This is a genomic window from Streptomyces sp. NPDC005728 (assembly GCF_040630895.1).
Classification (GTDB): domain Bacteria; phylum Actinomycetota; class Actinomycetes; order Streptomycetales; family Streptomycetaceae; genus Streptomyces.
Genome location: NZ_JBEXYL010000145.1, coordinates 1 through 14,561, shown reverse-complemented (window position 1 = coordinate 14,561; position 14,561 = coordinate 1). Strand labels below are relative to the sequence as shown.

Here is a 14,561-nt window from a genome sequence, read left to right as displayed (position 1 = left end):
AACTCTTCCGGATAAGGCTTGGGCACAGCGGCATCCTTCCCACCCGCCCTACAGGGCAAGCCAGTTCAGATGTCACCCGATCGTGCAGCAGACCCATGTCCTCGGCGTAGGCGAAGACGTCGGACAGGGTCCGCAGGCGCACACCGGGGCGGTCGGAGACAGCGAAGCCGCGCGCCGCCAACAGCGGGCGGATCTCCCTGATGGCGCGGGAAACGGTGGAGCGGGCGGTGCCGTAGAGCTCCGCCAGCGCTGCGTGTGGGAGCCCGGTACGCAGATATACCAGGGTGACCAGCACCCGGTCCGTGAACACCAGGTCGCGCTTCGGCCCGGCACCGGCCTCGCGCTGCCGCCTTGCGCCACGCCGGTCATACAGCGCGGACTCGCACCCGGCCAGCCACGGGTCCGCCAACTCGTCGATCAAATTGCCGAGATGTGTGTGCGAGACGCCGCAGAAGGCAGGATGGGGCAAGGCCGCACGGGCCCACTTCTTGGTCACACTCGAAGAACCGGTGCGGCCGCTGTCAACGTCACGGCCGCTCCCGATCAGCGATCGCTGACCGAGTCATGAGCGTCAGCCGATTCGGCCGGCCTGCATGGCCTCTGGACTCATCCGGGTGTCGAACCCGGTCTCGGGGTCGATGGTCCGGCCCTGCGCCCACCAGTTCTCCGCAGCGGTTTCCAGAACAGTCATCAGAACGTCCTCGCGGCGCATCCCCGTGGTGGCTGCAAGGCGGTCGGCGACGGCTTCGAACAGTGCCGTCTTCTGAGCCGGGGGCCGGTGGTTGAACGTCATGCGGATGATCACTGAGTCGGCGCTGCGCTCGACGCCGAAGAACGTCGGTGCCTGCAGGATGTCACCGGGCTCCATGTCGTGCACGACATGGAAGAAGTCGTCCTCCGGGATCTGGAACACCTCCCGCATCGACTCGTGGACCGCCGCGGAGACGGCCTTGCGGAACTCCAGGGTCTTGCCCCTGCGCAGGTAAATCTCGACGAATGGCATGGAGGTGCTCCTTGGCGGAAGTGGGGTGCGTGTCCGCACGGTTGGGCGCGGCTGACACGGGCAACGCTAGGCGGCACTCGTCCATGCGGCTAGCGAAACTCTGGCATGGTGGGTATGCATGAGCGTCATGGAGCCCTCGCTGACCGGCTTGCGGGTCTTGCGCGAGATCGCCGAGCGCGGCAGCTTCACCGCCGCCGCCGCAGAGCTCGGCTACACCCAGTCCGCCGTCTCGCGGCAGGTCGCCGCCCTCGAGCGCGCCGCTGGAGTGAAGCTATTCGACCGCCGCCCCGGCGGCGTCACTCTCACACCGCCGGGCTTGACCCTGCTGCGGCACGCGGTCGTCGCCCTGGGCGCGCTCGCCGCGGCCGAGCGCGAGCTGAAGGGTCTGGCGCCGGAACGCAGTGTCGTGCGGCTCGGCACCTTCCCCAGCGCAGGAGCGCTCATCCTGCCGCGCACGCTCGCCGCGCTTCGCCGCACGCAGCCCGGCCTCCGCGTCACGACACGCGAGGCCACGACCCCGGTGCTGGTACGCGCGCTGCGGGCGGACACGATCGACCTGGCCGTCCTCGCGGTCCGGCCGCCCTACCGGCCCCTGGACGACCAGACTCCACATCTGGAGTGCGAGACCCTCCTGGAGACGAAGCTCCTGCTCGCAATACCAGCCGACAGCGCTCTGGGCAGCCGAGCTGCGGTGGACCTGGAGGAACTGGCCGATCAGGAATGGATCGCCGGTGCCTCCAACCCCGCCGAGCCGATGATGGGCGTCTGGCCAGGTCTGCCCGGGCGACCACACATCACCCATACCGCCCGCGACTGGCTGACCAAACTGCACCTGGTTGCAGCGGGCTGCGGCATCACCACCGTGCCGCCGGAGCTGGCCGGCGCGGTTCCCACGGGCGTGCGCCTGGTCGAGGTCCGCGGAGGCCCCGCCGAACATCGGCGAGTCGTTCTGGCCCGCCTTCCTGGCCCGCGACCACCGGCCCTCGCGCAGATCGTCCAGGTCCTGCACGGTGAGGCGGCCCGTCGGCCTGCCTGAGAAGGCCCGGAACGAACCGCGCCTGCGCTATCCCCACGTTCGACAGTTGCCGGGGATGCAGGGCGGACCACTGGACCGGATCCAATCCGGCCGGGCCAGCACGCCAAGACCCCAATCGCGGACCGAGCCGTTAGGGCTCGCAGGGAATTAACTTGTTGGTCTTGGGACTTGACATCGCAGGTCAGCGCGACGCGCGCCCGCATGTTGTTCTTCTGCGAGCCCTTAGCGATGATCGTGCCGTCGGAGCGGCCCGGGGTGGACTGCGCTGCGTACGGGGTGTGCGTGGCGGCCCACGTGTTCTGCTGGGCCACCGCCAGGGCTGCAAGCAGATCCGGGGCCAGGCCGGTGACGCGGAGCCTGCCTATGCTTCGCGCCCGAGGACCGAACCTTCCTCGCAGCCCTGCTCCACACTGCCTCCCCAAACAGACGTCGCGTCAGCCGAGGCACACCCTGTCCGGTGCTGCGCCGGAGGTCCGGCGACCGTGCCCTCTTGCGGCCGCAACGGCGCGCGCTGCACGTCGGCCTGGCTTCGCCGACCACCTGACTACGGTAATGCGAGCGTCCGCGGCAACATCACCAGCCACCGGGCTCGGTCCACCATCGCCAGCCGGCTCTACAACGCAAAGGAGCCGATAACGCTCTTCGATCTGCAGGAATGGCTCGGCCACCGCACTCCCGAGGCGACCACCCACTACGCGAGGCTCACTCCGAACACCCTGGCCAGGGCCTACAACGGCGCCGACTACTTCGCCCGCAACGTCCACACCGTCGAAGTCCTTATCGACCGAGACGCTGTCGCCTCCGGAGCCGCCGCGAACGGCGAGCCGTGGCAGTACTTGGGGTGCCGTTAACGAGCAGCGAACCAGGTGACAAGTAACCCGCCAGTAGCTTTGGATCGAGGGCCGTCGAGCCGGTTCGCACACCTGGCCGATATTCAGGTCAGGCCAGGTGGATCGCCGTTGAGATAGCGGCGGGCGGCGGTGACGAACGCGCGCTCGGCCTCGTCGTACATCCTCCGAACCCGGTCCGGAGGGACCGCTTCGCCCTCTGCCACCAGTACTCGCTCGTTTTCGGCATCCGGCGGCACGATCTGGCAGACGTAGATGAGCGATCGGCCGATCCTGGTCAGAGAGTCAAGGAAGCCGAGTAGTTCGTCAGGGCCTTCGAGCGTGACCAAGGCCGCCGCCTTGTGCAGAGCGTCGTACGCCTCCGCGACCGCGTCGATAGCCTGGGAACGCTCCTCCTCGGCCTCCGTGCGGCGGGCGTCGCTCTCATTGTCGCGATTCCTGACCAGGTGGCAGAACTGGGCAGCGTCCCGGGCCCGGGCGTCGGCGTCTCGGAGGGTCCTCACGGCGGCGAGCAGTTCGAGGAAGGCGGCACGCTGAGCAGTCCGGCGATCCTGAGCGTGCTGGGCGCGGGCGGTCACCCCGGCTGCGGCGACAGGGCTGCGGGCCGCCCGGACTGCGGTGCGGGCCTGCCAGTAGACAGCCGGAAGGCCCACCGCTGTGATGGCGACGGTCGCGACAGCCGCGACGCCCTCGATAGTCACGACTGTGATCCCGTCTGATTTTCCAGGGCCGTCTCGGACTGTTCGTCCTCAGCAAGGATCTTCGGCGATGGCCAGCAGCTCGGCGGCACCGCGGCCCAGGCGCTTCATCTCGTGCACGGTGAAGATCACCCGTTGATGTGGGACGGCCTTCTTGATGGTGCGGGCGAAGTCCATCGCCTTGACGAACTCCGGCCGCACCCTGATCCGGGTGCTGATCTTCTCCGAGAAGACCGGATCACAGCCCGCCTCTTCCAGGGCGTCGAGTTGGCTCTGGAGCTCCTGCTGGGCGGTACTGCAACGGGCATACCCCACCCTCGTGGGCTTCGTCGCGGCCTCGGGCACTGCGGTGTCGATCGCTGGGCCCATCTCCCACGCGCGGCCGGGGTCGCGGTCGGCGGGGGTCTTCACCTCCAACTCGGCGCGGAGCTGGGGGACCAGCATGAAACGTGGGGTGTGGTACTTCGGGGCGACTTTGCCGCCGCGGGTGCGGCAGGTGCTTCCGGCTGGCACCTCACAGGTCGGACAGTCGAACTGTTCGATGGCGGCGGCCGGTTCGGCGAGCTCTGACATGTCGCAGAACCTATCGCGAGGGGCATTGTGCGAGAGCTGTTTTGCGAGAGGTCGCGAGAACGAGGATCAGGGACAAACCGGACGCGGTCCGGCGAGGATTCGTGATCTCTCAGAACTCATTTCTGAGAGTCGAGAGCGGCAGCGTTCCTTGCGAGCCAGTCACGGACTTCCTCCGCCTCGCGGTAACGCCCAAGGCTGGTGAGCAGGCCTGCCTGCAACCGCAGTACATTGCCGAGCTGTGACGCGAATTGGGTGGGCCTTGCTGCGACGAGCCTGCGGTAGAGCTCGACTGCCTCGCCTGTCACCCGTAGAGCTCCGGAGAGATCCGGTTGAGCCTTAAGCTGCACCCATGCCGGGCTTCTGAGCGCTCGCGCGAGATTGGTAAGCGCGGCGGCTAGATCCGGTTCGGACGCGGCCGGGGTGTCGCGGGCGAGCCGACGGTAGATGTCCACGGCCTGCTCCTCAGCGTCCAACGCCTCCTCCATGCGTCCCACGTCCATCAACCAGTTGCCAAGGTTGTTGAGTGAAGCAGCGAGGCCAGGTTCGTAAGCGGCTGGGTTATCTCGTGCCAACTGACGGTAGAGGCACGCCGTTCGCTCCTCTACGGCCAGGGCTTCCTCTGTACGCCCCACATCCGACAGAAGAGGGCTGAGGTCGGACAGCGCTCTCGCAAGATTGGGTTCGTGTGCAACCGGATCCTCGCGGGCCAGCCGATCAAAGACGCCCACGGCCTGCTCGGCAGCGCTCAGCGCTTCTTCGATGCGTCCCATGTCCGACAGGCAGAGACTGATGTTGGCCAGTGAACCGGCGAATTCAGGCTCGTACACGGCGGGATTCTCCAGGGCCAGCCGCTGCCGGATCTCCAGGGCCTCCTCCCCGGCGGCCAGTGCCTCCTCCGCGCTTCCGATGTCCCACAGCCAGTTGCCGAGGTTGTTCAGCGAGGTGGCCAGATACGGTTCGTACGCGGCTGGGTTGCCGCCGGCGAGCCGACGGTAGATGTCCACGGCCTGTTCGGCAGCGTCCAGCGCCTCCTCCGTGCGTCCTACGTCTGACAGAAGATTGCTGAGGTTGTTCAGGGAGGAGGCGACATGGAATTCGTGCGAGGCCAGATTGTCGAGAGCGAGCCGTCGTTCGATCTCCAGAGCCTCCTCCCCGGCGGCCAGTGCTTCCTGCCGCCGTCCCACATTTGCCAGCCGGTTGCCGAAGTTGCTCAGCGAGGTGGCGAGGTCGGCTTCGTACGCGGCCGGATCCTGACCGGCCAGCCGACGGTAGATCTCCACCGCGCGCTGCTCCGCATCCAGAGCCTCCCCGTGACGCCCCACGGCCGAGAGGTCAGCGCCGAGATTGGACAGGGCTTGGGCGAGATCGGGTTCGAACGCGGCCGGGTTGCTACGGGCCAGCCGCTGCCGGATCTCCAGCGACTCCTCGGCGGCGGCAAGTGCCTCCTGCAGCCGTCCTATCTTCGACAGATGAATATCGAGGCCCGACATCGCATTAGCTAGATCGGGTTCGTACGCGTCCGGATCCTCGTGGGCTAGCCGACGGTAGATCTCCACCGACTGCTCGGCAGCGGTCAGGGCCTCCGCTCGCTGTCCCATGTCCGACAGCACGAGTCCGAGGTTGGACAGTGATCTCGCGAGGTCGGGGTCGTACGCGGCCTGATCTTCGCTGGCCAGCTGGAAGTAGGTGCGTACGAGAACGTCGGTGAGCCTCAACCCGAGGTCACTCAGGATGGGCACCCGGGCGGGTACCGCAGCGTTGGCCTTCTCCACCGCGTCGATGTCGAGCGGGACAGTGTCCAAGGCGGCGTTCAGGCCCCGCAGGACGCTTTCGCTATCGGGGATGCGGTGGGCGTTGTAGTGGGAGACGGCCGCACGGGCCAGAACGGTGATCACTTGAGCTTGCTGGTCGGTGGAGGCATCGGTCATGAGGGCTGGCAGCGGGGTGCCGGGGCCGGTCAGCAGCGTTGAGGCGTGGTACTCGGCCACGCGGTCGGGTTGCAGAGAGCCCCAGTAGCGGTCGGGCCCGGGTGGATACAGGGACCGGAGCCAGTCGGCAGTGTCCAGCGCCCGGCTGGGTGGGAGGCCGGGGATTTTCCGGGCGGTTGCCTCGGCTTGGGCCTGGTTGGCGGCTCCGCACACGACCGCGACGGCCACAGCACGCTGGAGCGTGGCTGTGCTCAGGTCACTCAGTCGGAACGCCGGGGTCCTGGCGGTGTCCTCCCAATAGCGCTGCTCGTGGCGGAGCAGAGTGGCTTCCGCTGGCTGGCCCGGGCTGGCAGCGACCGGGGCGGGGCCGTGCTGCAAGAGGGTGGCCAAGGCCGTCATTTGCAAGGTGAGTACGGACTCGTAACGCGGATCCGCCAGGTCGGCGGGGGGATGGACCCTGGCTGCCACAGCGGCCCAATCGGTCCGACGGAAGGTGGGAAGGTGCCGGAGGAGGGGGGCGAGGTCGACGACGGCATCAATGATTGCGGTGGCGCGGGCAATGGGTGGGGCGCCGCTCGGGAAAAGGGGGGCGAGTTCGATGACGGGCGCTGAGGCGAGGAGTTCGCGGGCCGGTGCGGTGGCGCCGAGGCTGTCGGTCCGCCACGGGCCGTCGGTGCGAGCGAGCAGCAGCAGACGGGTGCGGTGGCGGGCGGTGCGCAGGCGCTCTATGAGGTGGCGGACCAAATGGGGTCGCGTTTCGGCGTAGTCGACGGTGAGCTGGAGCCGTTGAGCCGTGTCCAGGCTGCTCAGATCGGGCACGGTGGTGACGTCGGCCAGGTCGGCGCGCACATGCGCGCTGACCCAGTCCCGCGCGCGCAGAATGTCGGTGAGCTGCCGGGCCAGCCGGGTCTTGCCCTGTCCGCCGGGGCCCGTGAGCACGCGCACCGAAAAGGTGTCCGTGTCCTGGTGGCACCAGCCGAGTAGCTGGTCCAGCTCATGTTCGCGGCCCCGGAATGCAACGGCTTCGGCATCAGCACGCAGGAGCATCGCCGGGGAGCGCAGGTCCCGTTCGCGGGCGGCGGGTGCAAGGAGAGCGGATGGTTCGGCTGGTTCCAAGACGGGTTCCCACCTGCTGTGTTCGGTGATCAGCGCGCGGAAGGCGTCGTCGGCCAGCAGGGCCTTTAGCGGCGTGGCGGTCAGGCGGGTGCCGCCAGTGGCCTGGCGGTCCTGGCGCGCGACGCCGCACAACAGGTCGCCGCAGAGTAGGGCGGCTCCGGACATACCCGACCAACGGGTTCCTTTGGTCTCCAGTGGCGACTGGACGGGGATGGTCGGGTCGGTGCTGAAGACCTCGTAGCGGCCCGCGAGGCTGCCGGTGCCAGGCCGGATTGTGCCGATGAGCTGCTCATCCAGGCGACGGCCGTCGTCGAAATCCTTCTGCATGCGGGGGAATCCAGCGACGGCGACCGGGTGAGGGCGGGTGCCGATGAGCTGGCCCCAGCGCTGCGGTGGCCGGACCCGCAGATCCTCCAAGGATTCCGGTGCCTCCCAACCGTTGCCGACAGCCACCTCGACCAGCGCGGCATCCACCACGTCATCCTTGCGCCGCCAGAGGACAGACGCGGGAAACTCGTGATTCCCCGTGTCAGGCCGGGTTACGGTCACCGAATCCGCCGCGAATGCGCCGTCGACGACATGCGCGGCGGTCAGCACCAGGCGCGGCGCCACCAGGTAACCCGAGCCGAACCCCCGCTTGTCCTGGCCCGGCCTACGTGTCCGGATCTGCACCCGGCGGTCGAACTCCACAACAGCCCCCGTTCTTTACTCCCTGACGTGCGGCGTGCTGGCCCGGCCGGGGACTACTCCTCGTCGTCGACGTCGACGTCGCCGCCGCCGGGCCGGTGCGGCTTCAGTTGCACCGTGACCGTGTGGGTCGCCTTGTTCCCGGTCTCCTTCTTGCCTCCCAGACCGACGACACTGAACCTCAAGCCCCCGTCCAACCCCCGGGTACGGGTCAGTTCCATGCCGAGCTCCAGCGTGATCTCCCCCAGAGTGAACAGCACCCCCCTGTGGCCGGCGCCCGTACCGTCGGGGTCGGCGATCCTCGCCTGGGCCTCGGCGACCTGGTCCCGCAGCAGCGTGATCGCATCGGCCAGGTCCAGCCACTGTTGGTCCGCACCGTGCGCGTTGCCCATCACAGTCCCCCCTTCGCCGCCTTGCCCCCTGCCGCACGGCGGGGACGTACCTGCCTACTTCTCCCAGTGCAAACCGACAGAAACCGCGCCACGCCGATCCCGTCCCGAGAACCTGCCACCCCCGGCCCCAGGCATGAACCCTCCTCACCTATGCATCGTCCTTCGCATCCGCGTTGTCTGCGCCGACCGGGTCGCAGGGGGCAGCTGGGGCCCTGAAGCCGGCCGTACGCTCCAAGAGCCCGGGCGAGGAGAGTGACGGCTGGCCCTCGTCCGGGCGCTTTGTACCAGGTCCGGCTGCCGTGCCGGGGCGGTTCCTGGATTTCTGTGCCCGGTGTACGGCGGCGTCTCTACCGTCCAGCCCGGATACCGGGTACGGGGGCGTGGGAAGGGGCTGGTGTGGGGCGGGAGCTGGGTCTGGACGGGGTGGTGGAGCACTTCACCCTGTCCAGCGACGAGGCGGGATGGTTACGGAACAAGACCGGCGCCACCAGGCTGGGCTTCGCCGTCCAGCTCAAGTTCTTGACCTGGCGCGGCCGGTTTCCCCGGATGCGCCTGGAGCTGCCCCCCGACGGGGTCGAGCACGTCGCCAAGCAGGTCGGCGTCGCCGCGTCCGAGCTGGCCTTCTACGACTTCACCTCCCGCGCCGCGAAGCGGCACCGCAGCGAGCTGCGGGATCTGACCGGCTGGCACGAGTGCACCAGGACCGACCAGGTCAGGCTCGTCTCGCACCTGGTGGACGTGATCTGGCACGACGAACGCCGCGAGGAGCAGGTGCGGGCCGAGCTGCTGCGGCAGATGCGCGCGGACCTGATCGAGCCGCCGACCGCGGCCCAGGTCGACACGATCATCCGCTCCGCGCTGCACCAGGCCGACGAGCGGGCCGTCGCCGAGGCCGCCGCCCGCCTATGGGCAGCCGCCTCCAGCTCGCGGTCCCCGCCCCCACCGACCCCGAGCCGGCCGCGGCCTGAACATCAGCACACACCACCCTGCCCCCCTCGCCACGTCCCGGCGAGGGGGCAGATCTTCGACCCGAAAGCTACTGGCGGGTTACTTGACACCTGGTTCGCCACTCGTTAACGGCACCCCTACTTCGACCTCGGCCACGGCTGGTGCACCTACACGTTCTTCGAGCAGTGCCAGCACCGCATGGCCTGCGCACGCTGCGACTTCTACACCCCAAAGGCCTCCAGCAAGGGACGGCTCCTGGAAGCCAAGGAGAACCTGCAGAAGATGCTCGCGGCCATCCCCCTGACGGACGACGAGCGCGCCGCCGTCGAGGACGGGCAAGCTGCCCTCGACCAGCTACTGAAGCGACTCACCGACGTCCCCACGCCGGCCGGGCCGACTCCCCGACAGATCGGTATCCCAGCGCAGGCCACCGTGCTGCCGGTCATTGAGATCAACCGCAAACCGACAGGGCAGTAGCCCTCAATGGCCCAGCCGGTGCCGGACTTAGAACTCCTAACGAAATGATCTTCGAGGTGGTTGGATCACTCTGGGACTGATGATCCGGGGGTCTGGGGTGACGCGGCCGAAGCCATGGGAAGTCGACGACGAACTGTGGGCAGTGGTCGAGCCGCTGCTGCCGAGGGTCGAACGTCGAGCCCGCCACCCCGGACGCAAGCGGCATCCTGACAGGCTGGTGTTCCAAGGCATCCTGTTCGTACTGCGCACCGGGATCGCCTGGGAACACCTGCCGCAGGAACTCGGCTTCGGTTCGGGCATGACTTGCTGGCGGCGGCTGGCCGAGTGGACCGAGGCAGGTGTGTGGCACCGGCTGCACGAGGTCCTGCTTGCCAAGCTCCGCGGTGCGAACGCCCTGGATTTCTCCCTGGCGGCGGCCGACGGCTCCCACATCCGGGCGCTAAAAGGGGCTCCAAGACGGGACGAAGCCCTGTCGACCGGGGCAGGACGGGCAGCAAGCATCACGTGATCACCGACGCCACAGGCATCCCGCTCGCCGCCACCTTGACCGGCGGGAACCGCAACGACGTCACCCAGCTGATCCCACTCCTTCAGGCTGTGCCGCCCGTGCGGGGCAAGCGGGGCCGGCCCCGGCGCCGCCCCGACGTGGTGCTGGCCGACCGAGGCTACGACCACGACAAGTACCGGCGCCTCGTCTGGAACCTCGGCGTGAAACCGCAGATCGCCCGCCGCGGCACCGAGCACGGCTCCGGCCTGGGCAAGCAACGCTGGGTCGTGGAGCGCGCGTTCGCCCACCTGCACTGGTTCCGTCGACTGCGGATCCGCTGGGAGATCCGCGACGACATCCACGAGGCCTTTCTCACCCTCGGATGTGCACTCATCTGCTGGCGGCGACTGCGCGTTCTGGTGAGCGATGCCGTGAGCTAGTGCCGCATCAGGCAACGTTCGCCCTGTCGATGGCTACTCTGACGACGTGGCCGATGAGAAGGACAGTGGGAGCGGTTCGATCCGACGCCCCTCGTGGGACCACCCGGTAGTGTCCACCGTCGCGTTGGAACTGGGCGGCCTCGCTTTCTCCGGGTTGGTCGCTCTGGTGGGGTGGCCGTTCGGGTGGCTGCCCGACACTGGTTTCGTCCTCCTCGTGACGGGCCTGATCGCGATCGGGCCTGCGGCTGAGTTGTACCGCGGGGCGGGCCCGCCGCGTCGGCTTGCTGTTGTTGCCGCTCTCCTTGCGCTAGCAACGGTGAGACTGCTCGTGGCTGCAGCAGTGAACTGGGCCTTTCCTACGCTGGCTGATCCGGGCGTCGGTATCCTCGTCGGCTACCTCGTTGCGTTACCCATCGGCGTGGCTGTGTTGGCTTGGTTCCTCACCAGGCCGAAGGTTGCCTGATGCGGCACTAGTTAGCCGCCGCTAGCCGGTTGAGGACTTCTTTGGGGGTGAAGCTCCAGCCGACCAGGCGCGGCCCGCTCCAGTTGATGCCGATCACGAGCCCATCCCGGGCGGCATCGGGCAGTACGCGATCGCACCAGGTGCCCAAGGACATGGCCTCAACGCGAAGTCCATGCCCCCAGATCTTCGCTGCCCTCTGGGCGCGGGGTGAGGTCGACCAGAAAGGGAGACTTCGCGTGCGGTCCGCGGAGAGGTGAGTCGGGCTTCCGTCGTCATCCCGGACAAGCCAGACCACCTTGCTTTGGCGGACGTCTCGGAAGAAAGCCGCCGCTTGCGAACCGCTCTGACTCATGGCCACCGAGCCTACCGTTCGCCACTACTCATTTCGTTAGGAGTTCTTAGTCCGGCTGGGTCTCACCGACCTCGATGCGGTTCTCGTCGAGGCCGTTGACGATCCGCAGACATCCCCCAGCGAAGACGAACTCCACCACCGCCGTTCCAGCCGCCAGGTCACTGTCTGCTGGACGCCACTCGAGGAGCGCGACCTCGCACAGTTTCTGGCCGACGAACGGTTCGAGGCGTTCATCGCGGTGAGACCACTGAGGCGTCAGCTCGGACCACTCCCGTCCGGTGATGGTCGACGCTGTGTCGATCGTGTCCCAGCCGACCGAGAGCTCGTCGAGCTTCCAGTGGCAAACCTCTACCTGGATGACGTCGAAGTCCAGCACCACCGGGCAGTCTGCGAACCAGTCCCCGTCCTCGGCGAAACGCACGACGGCGAACTCCGTCAGCCGCCTACCGGCGAGCGTCGCTGAACGGGATCCGTGCGCCTGCCGAACGGCCTCGACCCCGACCAGGAAGGACGGCTTGAAACCAGAGATCCCCATGTCCACGGCACCTGAGTCTCCCGGCCTTCAGCCCAACCTGCCAACACATTTCGGCCAGTGGGATCTTCCGAGCCACTCGACAGGTCGGATTCCACAGAACGCCCTGGCGGACCTGCTACGGCTTCATGGCCCGCTGGGCCGCCGCCGGTGGGGTCGGTCAGATCCGAGACCAGCTCCGCAAGCGCATCCGCCGCGAGATGGGCCGGCCCCCCGGCGCGGTCGCCACCGTCATCGACTCCCAGTCCGTCAAAGCTGCGGAAACCGTCGGCAAGGACTCACGCGGCTACGAGGGCGCCAAGGAAATCAACGGCCGCAAGCGCCACCTGGTCGTGGACACCAAGGGGCTGCCGCTGTTCGTCCTGGTCACTCCGGCTGACATGACCGACCGCGAAGCGGCCAAGGAAGTCCTGTTCCGGCTGCGGCTGATGCACCCGGAAATCACCATCGTCTGGGCCGACTCCGGCTATGCCGGACAGCTCGTGACCTGGGCGAAGAAGCACCTGAACCTGACGCTCAAGACCGTCAGCCGACCGCCGAACACACCCGGGTTCGTCATCCTGCCCCGCCGCTGGGTGGTCGAACGCTCGCTGGCCTGGATCATGCACGCCCGCCGACACGCACGCGACTACGAACGGCTCATCCAGCACTCGGAATCGCTCATCACCTGGGCCGCGATCACGCTCATGACCAGGCGCATCACCCGCAGCCAGTCCCGCCGTACTAGCCAACCGGCATCCCGCGAGAACGACAGAGACTCCCCCCACCTCCTCCTCATCGAGACCCACGAGCTGCACGCCAGTACGTTGCAGTCGGTTGGCCAGCACGTTGTTCGACGGGTCAGGGTCGGGTGGTCGGAGACGGGGCTGTCCCGTTGATCACCATGATGTCGAGACCGTGCAGTGGGACCTCTCTCAGCGCCACTGATCGAACGCGTCAAGTACAACCATGATCCCATCTTCCCAAGTCGGGAAAATCCCCCGGATCTGGGAGAGCGATACCGCCGCCGAGGTCTTGCGACCGTCCATCGCGTAGACGACGTGGTTGGGCCCGGACACGTGTCCCACCCTGGTGAAGCCGCAATCTCCCGGGTCCGGGTCAGTGCATACGAAGACGAACTGAGTAGCCGCCAGCATGCCGGGCTCCGGGTCAGGTGAGACGAGGAACAGCCCCCTCCGTTCCACCTCGCCCCGCACGCGACGATCGATCCTCGACACATCCACTGCCGCCATTGCAAGCACCACCATGCTCACTGGGACCACCCCGCTGGTAGCCGGTCACAGTCTGGGCGGCAGGTGGGACGGATGCAAGCAGTCATTGCCAAGTCGATTTTGTAGAGCTGGAGTTGGAGTCCCTCAACCCAGCACGCAGCATGAAGCCGCTGGGTACACACTCACATCCACTTCTGACATTGATCACAACGGGTGCAGGTTCAGAAACAAGCACTACTGACCTTCAGAGCGTGATGTCGTGGGGGGCTGAGGTCTCGTGATCCTTGCGGTATGCCGACCCCATGAGGTATGCGAAAGGGGGCGGGAAGACCGACGAACGGCCGGCTTTCCGCGAGCAGTTGCGGTTGGAGGCGGCCGAGCGGTTCATGCAGAGCGACGAGAACACGGTCATCGCTCACGACTTGCGGGTCAGCGTCCGGTCGGTACAGCGTTGGCGCAAGGCTTGGGCGCAGGGCGGGCCGGGTGCCCTGGCCTCGAAGGGGCCAGCGTCGCTGCCGCTGCTCAGCGACGGACTGTTCGCCGCGCTGGAGCGGGAGCTGGCCAAGGGGCCGGTGGTACATGGGGGGCCGGACCAGACGTGGACCCTTTCGCGGATCATGACGCTGATCGGGCACCGTTTCCACAAGAGCTACACCGTGCAAGGGGTGGCCGCCCACCTCACCGCTGGCATGCGCCGCTACATCGCCGACCGCGACTGGCTCGCTGTCTTCCCACTACCGCCCTACGCACCCGACCTCAACCCGGTCGAGGGCATCTGGTCCGTCCTACGACGCATCACCGTCGCCAATCGTGCCTTCGCCGACTCCGATGACTTGATCACTGCCGTCCGACGCGGCCTACGCCAACTCCAGTACCGCCACGACGTCCTCGACGGCTGCCTCACCGGCACCGGCCTCCGACGCCGGTCACCCTGACGACATCACACATTCAAGGTCAGTATCCCCGCCCTCAAGGACGAGGCCTGCGCTCAAGAGGCACGGTCAGCGCGTCGTGCCCGTCAGTGCGATCTGCTGTCCGACGCCTTCACGTCTGAAGGGTTTCAGGCCCGGGAGATGGCTCGCTGGAGCAGATCCCGGAGCACGTCTTGCTCCTGCTGGGTCAGACCCGTAACAAGCGGCTCCTCGCTCAGGAGTTTCAGCAGACTTTCCCGGCGCTCGGCGCCTTCGGGGTGAGGTTCAGCTGCTTCGCCCGGCGATCGATGGGGTGGGGACGCCGTTCGATCAGCTGCTGACTCCCGAGTTGCACCGTTGACTGGGGTCTTCCAAGATTTTCGTAGCCGTTGATCGTGTGAACTGGGCTGTGGCGTAAGGGTGTTGATGGTGGCACGCTGACCGCGTGTGCCATCGAGC

16 protein-coding genes and 2 pseudogenes are annotated in these 14,561 nt (G+C 67.5%); 8 read left to right on the top strand and 10 right to left on the bottom strand.

All coding sequences use genetic code 11. From position 1 onward, the window contains the following. Together ABZ471_RS44130 and ABZ471_RS44125 are read right to left on the bottom strand one after the other, a co-directional pair. Positions 1-496, bottom strand: a 496-nt coding sequence (locus ABZ471_RS44130) for a transposase family protein (protein WP_359074802.1), incomplete at its 3' end; no start/stop codon positions are given. 75 nt (positions 497-571) lie between these two features. Further along, the gene (locus tag ABZ471_RS44125) at positions 572-1,003 is read right to left on the bottom strand and encodes a tautomerase family protein (RefSeq protein ID WP_359074801.1); all 432 of its coding nucleotides are present in this window, start codon (positions 1,001-1,003) and stop codon (positions 572-574) included. 127 nt (positions 1,004-1,130) lie between these two features. On the opposite strand from ABZ471_RS44125, the gene ABZ471_RS44120 reads away from it, so the two are divergent. After that, a complete protein-coding gene (locus ABZ471_RS44120; protein ID WP_359074804.1) occupies positions 1,131-2,039 on the top strand; it encodes a LysR family transcriptional regulator in 909 nt (302 codons plus the stop codon). 482 nt (positions 2,040-2,521) lie between these two features. Beyond that, positions 2,522-2,890, top strand: coding sequence for a hypothetical protein (locus ABZ471_RS44115; RefSeq protein WP_359074800.1), 369 nt, complete (start codon positions 2,522-2,524; stop codon positions 2,888-2,890). Between the two features lie 83 nt (positions 2,891-2,973). Here the strand turns inward: ABZ471_RS44115 and ABZ471_RS44110 are convergent, their stop codons facing one another. The 4 genes from ABZ471_RS44110 to ABZ471_RS44095 all read right to left on the bottom strand — a co-directional run bounded on the left by ABZ471_RS44110 (position 2,974) and on the right by ABZ471_RS44095 (position 8,281). After that, positions 2,974-3,588 (bottom strand): hypothetical protein, encoded by a 615-nt coding sequence (locus tag ABZ471_RS44110; RefSeq protein ID WP_359074799.1) that lies wholly within the window; start codon positions 3,586-3,588, stop codon positions 2,974-2,976. 48 nt (positions 3,589-3,636) lie between these two features. Further along, the gene (locus ABZ471_RS44105; protein WP_359074798.1) at positions 3,637-4,158 is read right to left on the bottom strand and encodes a recombinase family protein; all 522 of its coding nucleotides are present in this window, start codon (positions 4,156-4,158) and stop codon (positions 3,637-3,639) included. Between the two features lie 116 nt (positions 4,159-4,274). Next, positions 4,275-7,892: a tetratricopeptide repeat protein gene (locus tag ABZ471_RS44100; RefSeq protein WP_359074797.1), complete on the bottom strand. Its 3,618-nt coding sequence runs from the start codon at positions 7,890-7,892 to the stop codon at positions 4,275-4,277. Positions 7,893-7,945: 53 nt separating this feature from the next. Continuing rightward, the gene (locus ABZ471_RS44095) at positions 7,946-8,281 is read right to left on the bottom strand and encodes a trypco2 family protein (protein ID WP_359074796.1); all 336 of its coding nucleotides are present in this window, start codon (positions 8,279-8,281) and stop codon (positions 7,946-7,948) included. Between the two features lie 396 nt (positions 8,282-8,677). Between ABZ471_RS44095 and ABZ471_RS44090 the strand changes: the two genes are divergently transcribed. From ABZ471_RS44090 to ABZ471_RS44075, 4 genes are all read left to right on the top strand, one after another. Continuing rightward, positions 8,678-9,358 carry a DUF4158 domain-containing protein gene (locus ABZ471_RS44090; protein WP_359074795.1) on the top strand — a complete coding sequence of 227 codons (681 nt, stop codon included), beginning with the start codon at positions 8,678-8,680 and terminating at the stop codon, positions 9,356-9,358. A 69-nt stretch (positions 9,359-9,427) separates the two neighbouring features. After that, a complete protein-coding gene (locus ABZ471_RS44085; RefSeq protein WP_359074794.1) occupies positions 9,428-9,706 on the top strand; it encodes a hypothetical protein in 279 nt (92 codons plus the stop codon). A gap of 79 nt (positions 9,707-9,785) precedes the next feature. Then, a protein-coding gene (locus tag ABZ471_RS44080) for an IS5 family transposase (protein ID WP_359074793.1) occupies positions 9,786-10,633 on the top strand; the annotation gives its coding sequence in 2 pieces (ribosomal slippage) (positions 9,786-10,130 and positions 10,133-10,633; 846 coding nt in all). A gap of 46 nt (positions 10,634-10,679) precedes the next feature. Further along, positions 10,680-11,096, top strand: coding sequence for a hypothetical protein (locus tag ABZ471_RS44075; protein WP_359074792.1), 417 nt, complete (start codon positions 10,680-10,682; stop codon positions 11,094-11,096). A gap of 7 nt (positions 11,097-11,103) precedes the next feature. Here the strand turns inward: ABZ471_RS44075 and ABZ471_RS44070 are convergent, their stop codons facing one another. Next, positions 11,104-11,448 (bottom strand): DUF2750 domain-containing protein, encoded by a 345-nt coding sequence (locus ABZ471_RS44070; protein ID WP_359074791.1) that lies wholly within the window; start codon positions 11,446-11,448, stop codon positions 11,104-11,106. A gap of 46 nt (positions 11,449-11,494) precedes the next feature. Continuing rightward, positions 11,495-11,983: a hypothetical protein gene (locus ABZ471_RS44065; RefSeq protein ID WP_359074803.1), complete on the bottom strand. Its 489-nt coding sequence runs from the start codon at positions 11,981-11,983 to the stop codon at positions 11,495-11,497. A 101-nt stretch (positions 11,984-12,084) separates the two neighbouring features. Here ABZ471_RS44065 and ABZ471_RS44060 point away from each other — a divergent pair. After that, positions 12,085-12,690, top strand: a pseudogene (locus tag ABZ471_RS44060) (IS5 family transposase); the annotation flags it as partial. A 204-nt stretch (positions 12,691-12,894) separates the two neighbouring features. Here the strand turns inward: ABZ471_RS44060 and ABZ471_RS44055 are convergent. Then, a complete protein-coding gene (locus tag ABZ471_RS44055; protein ID WP_359074790.1) occupies positions 12,895-13,233 on the bottom strand; it encodes a hypothetical protein in 339 nt (112 codons plus the stop codon). 260 nt (positions 13,234-13,493) lie between these two features. On the opposite strand from ABZ471_RS44055, the gene ABZ471_RS44050 reads away from it, so the two are divergent. After that, positions 13,494-14,126 carry a transposase gene (locus ABZ471_RS44050; RefSeq protein WP_359074789.1) on the top strand — a complete coding sequence of 211 codons (633 nt, stop codon included), beginning with the start codon at positions 13,494-13,496 and terminating at the stop codon, positions 14,124-14,126. A gap of 220 nt (positions 14,127-14,346) precedes the next feature. On the opposite strand, the pseudogene ABZ471_RS44045 reads toward ABZ471_RS44050, so the two are convergent. Further along, a pseudogene (locus ABZ471_RS44045) lies at positions 14,347-14,561 on the bottom strand (hypothetical protein); the annotation flags it as partial.

Bases quoted from the DNA above. Each gene is read 5' to 3' on its own strand.
- ABZ471_RS44070 (WP_359074791.1), bottom strand. From the start codon at position 11,448: ATGAGTCAGAGCGGTTCGCAAGCGGCGGCTTTCTTCCGAGACGTCCGC.
- ABZ471_RS44095 (WP_359074796.1), bottom strand. From the start codon at position 8,281: ATGGGCAACGCGCACGGTGCGGACCAACAGTGGCTGGACCTGGCCGAT.
- ABZ471_RS44085 (WP_359074794.1), top strand. From the start codon at position 9,428: ATGGCCTGCGCACGCTGCGACTTCTACACCCCAAAGGCCTCCAGCAAG.
- ABZ471_RS44065 (WP_359074803.1), bottom strand. From the start codon at position 11,983: ATGGGGATCTCTGGTTTCAAGCCGTCCTTCCTGGTCGGGGTCGAGGCC.
- ABZ471_RS44120 (WP_359074804.1), top strand. From the start codon at position 1,131: ATGGAGCCCTCGCTGACCGGCTTGCGGGTCTTGCGCGAGATCGCCGAG.
- ABZ471_RS44105 (WP_359074798.1), bottom strand. From the start codon at position 4,158: ATGTCAGAGCTCGCCGAACCGGCCGCCGCCATCGAACAGTTCGACTGT.
- ABZ471_RS44125 (WP_359074801.1), bottom strand. From the start codon at position 1,003: ATGCCATTCGTCGAGATTTACCTGCGCAGGGGCAAGACCCTGGAGTTC.
- ABZ471_RS44050 (WP_359074789.1), top strand. From the start codon at position 13,494: ATGAGGTATGCGAAAGGGGGCGGGAAGACCGACGAACGGCCGGCTTTC.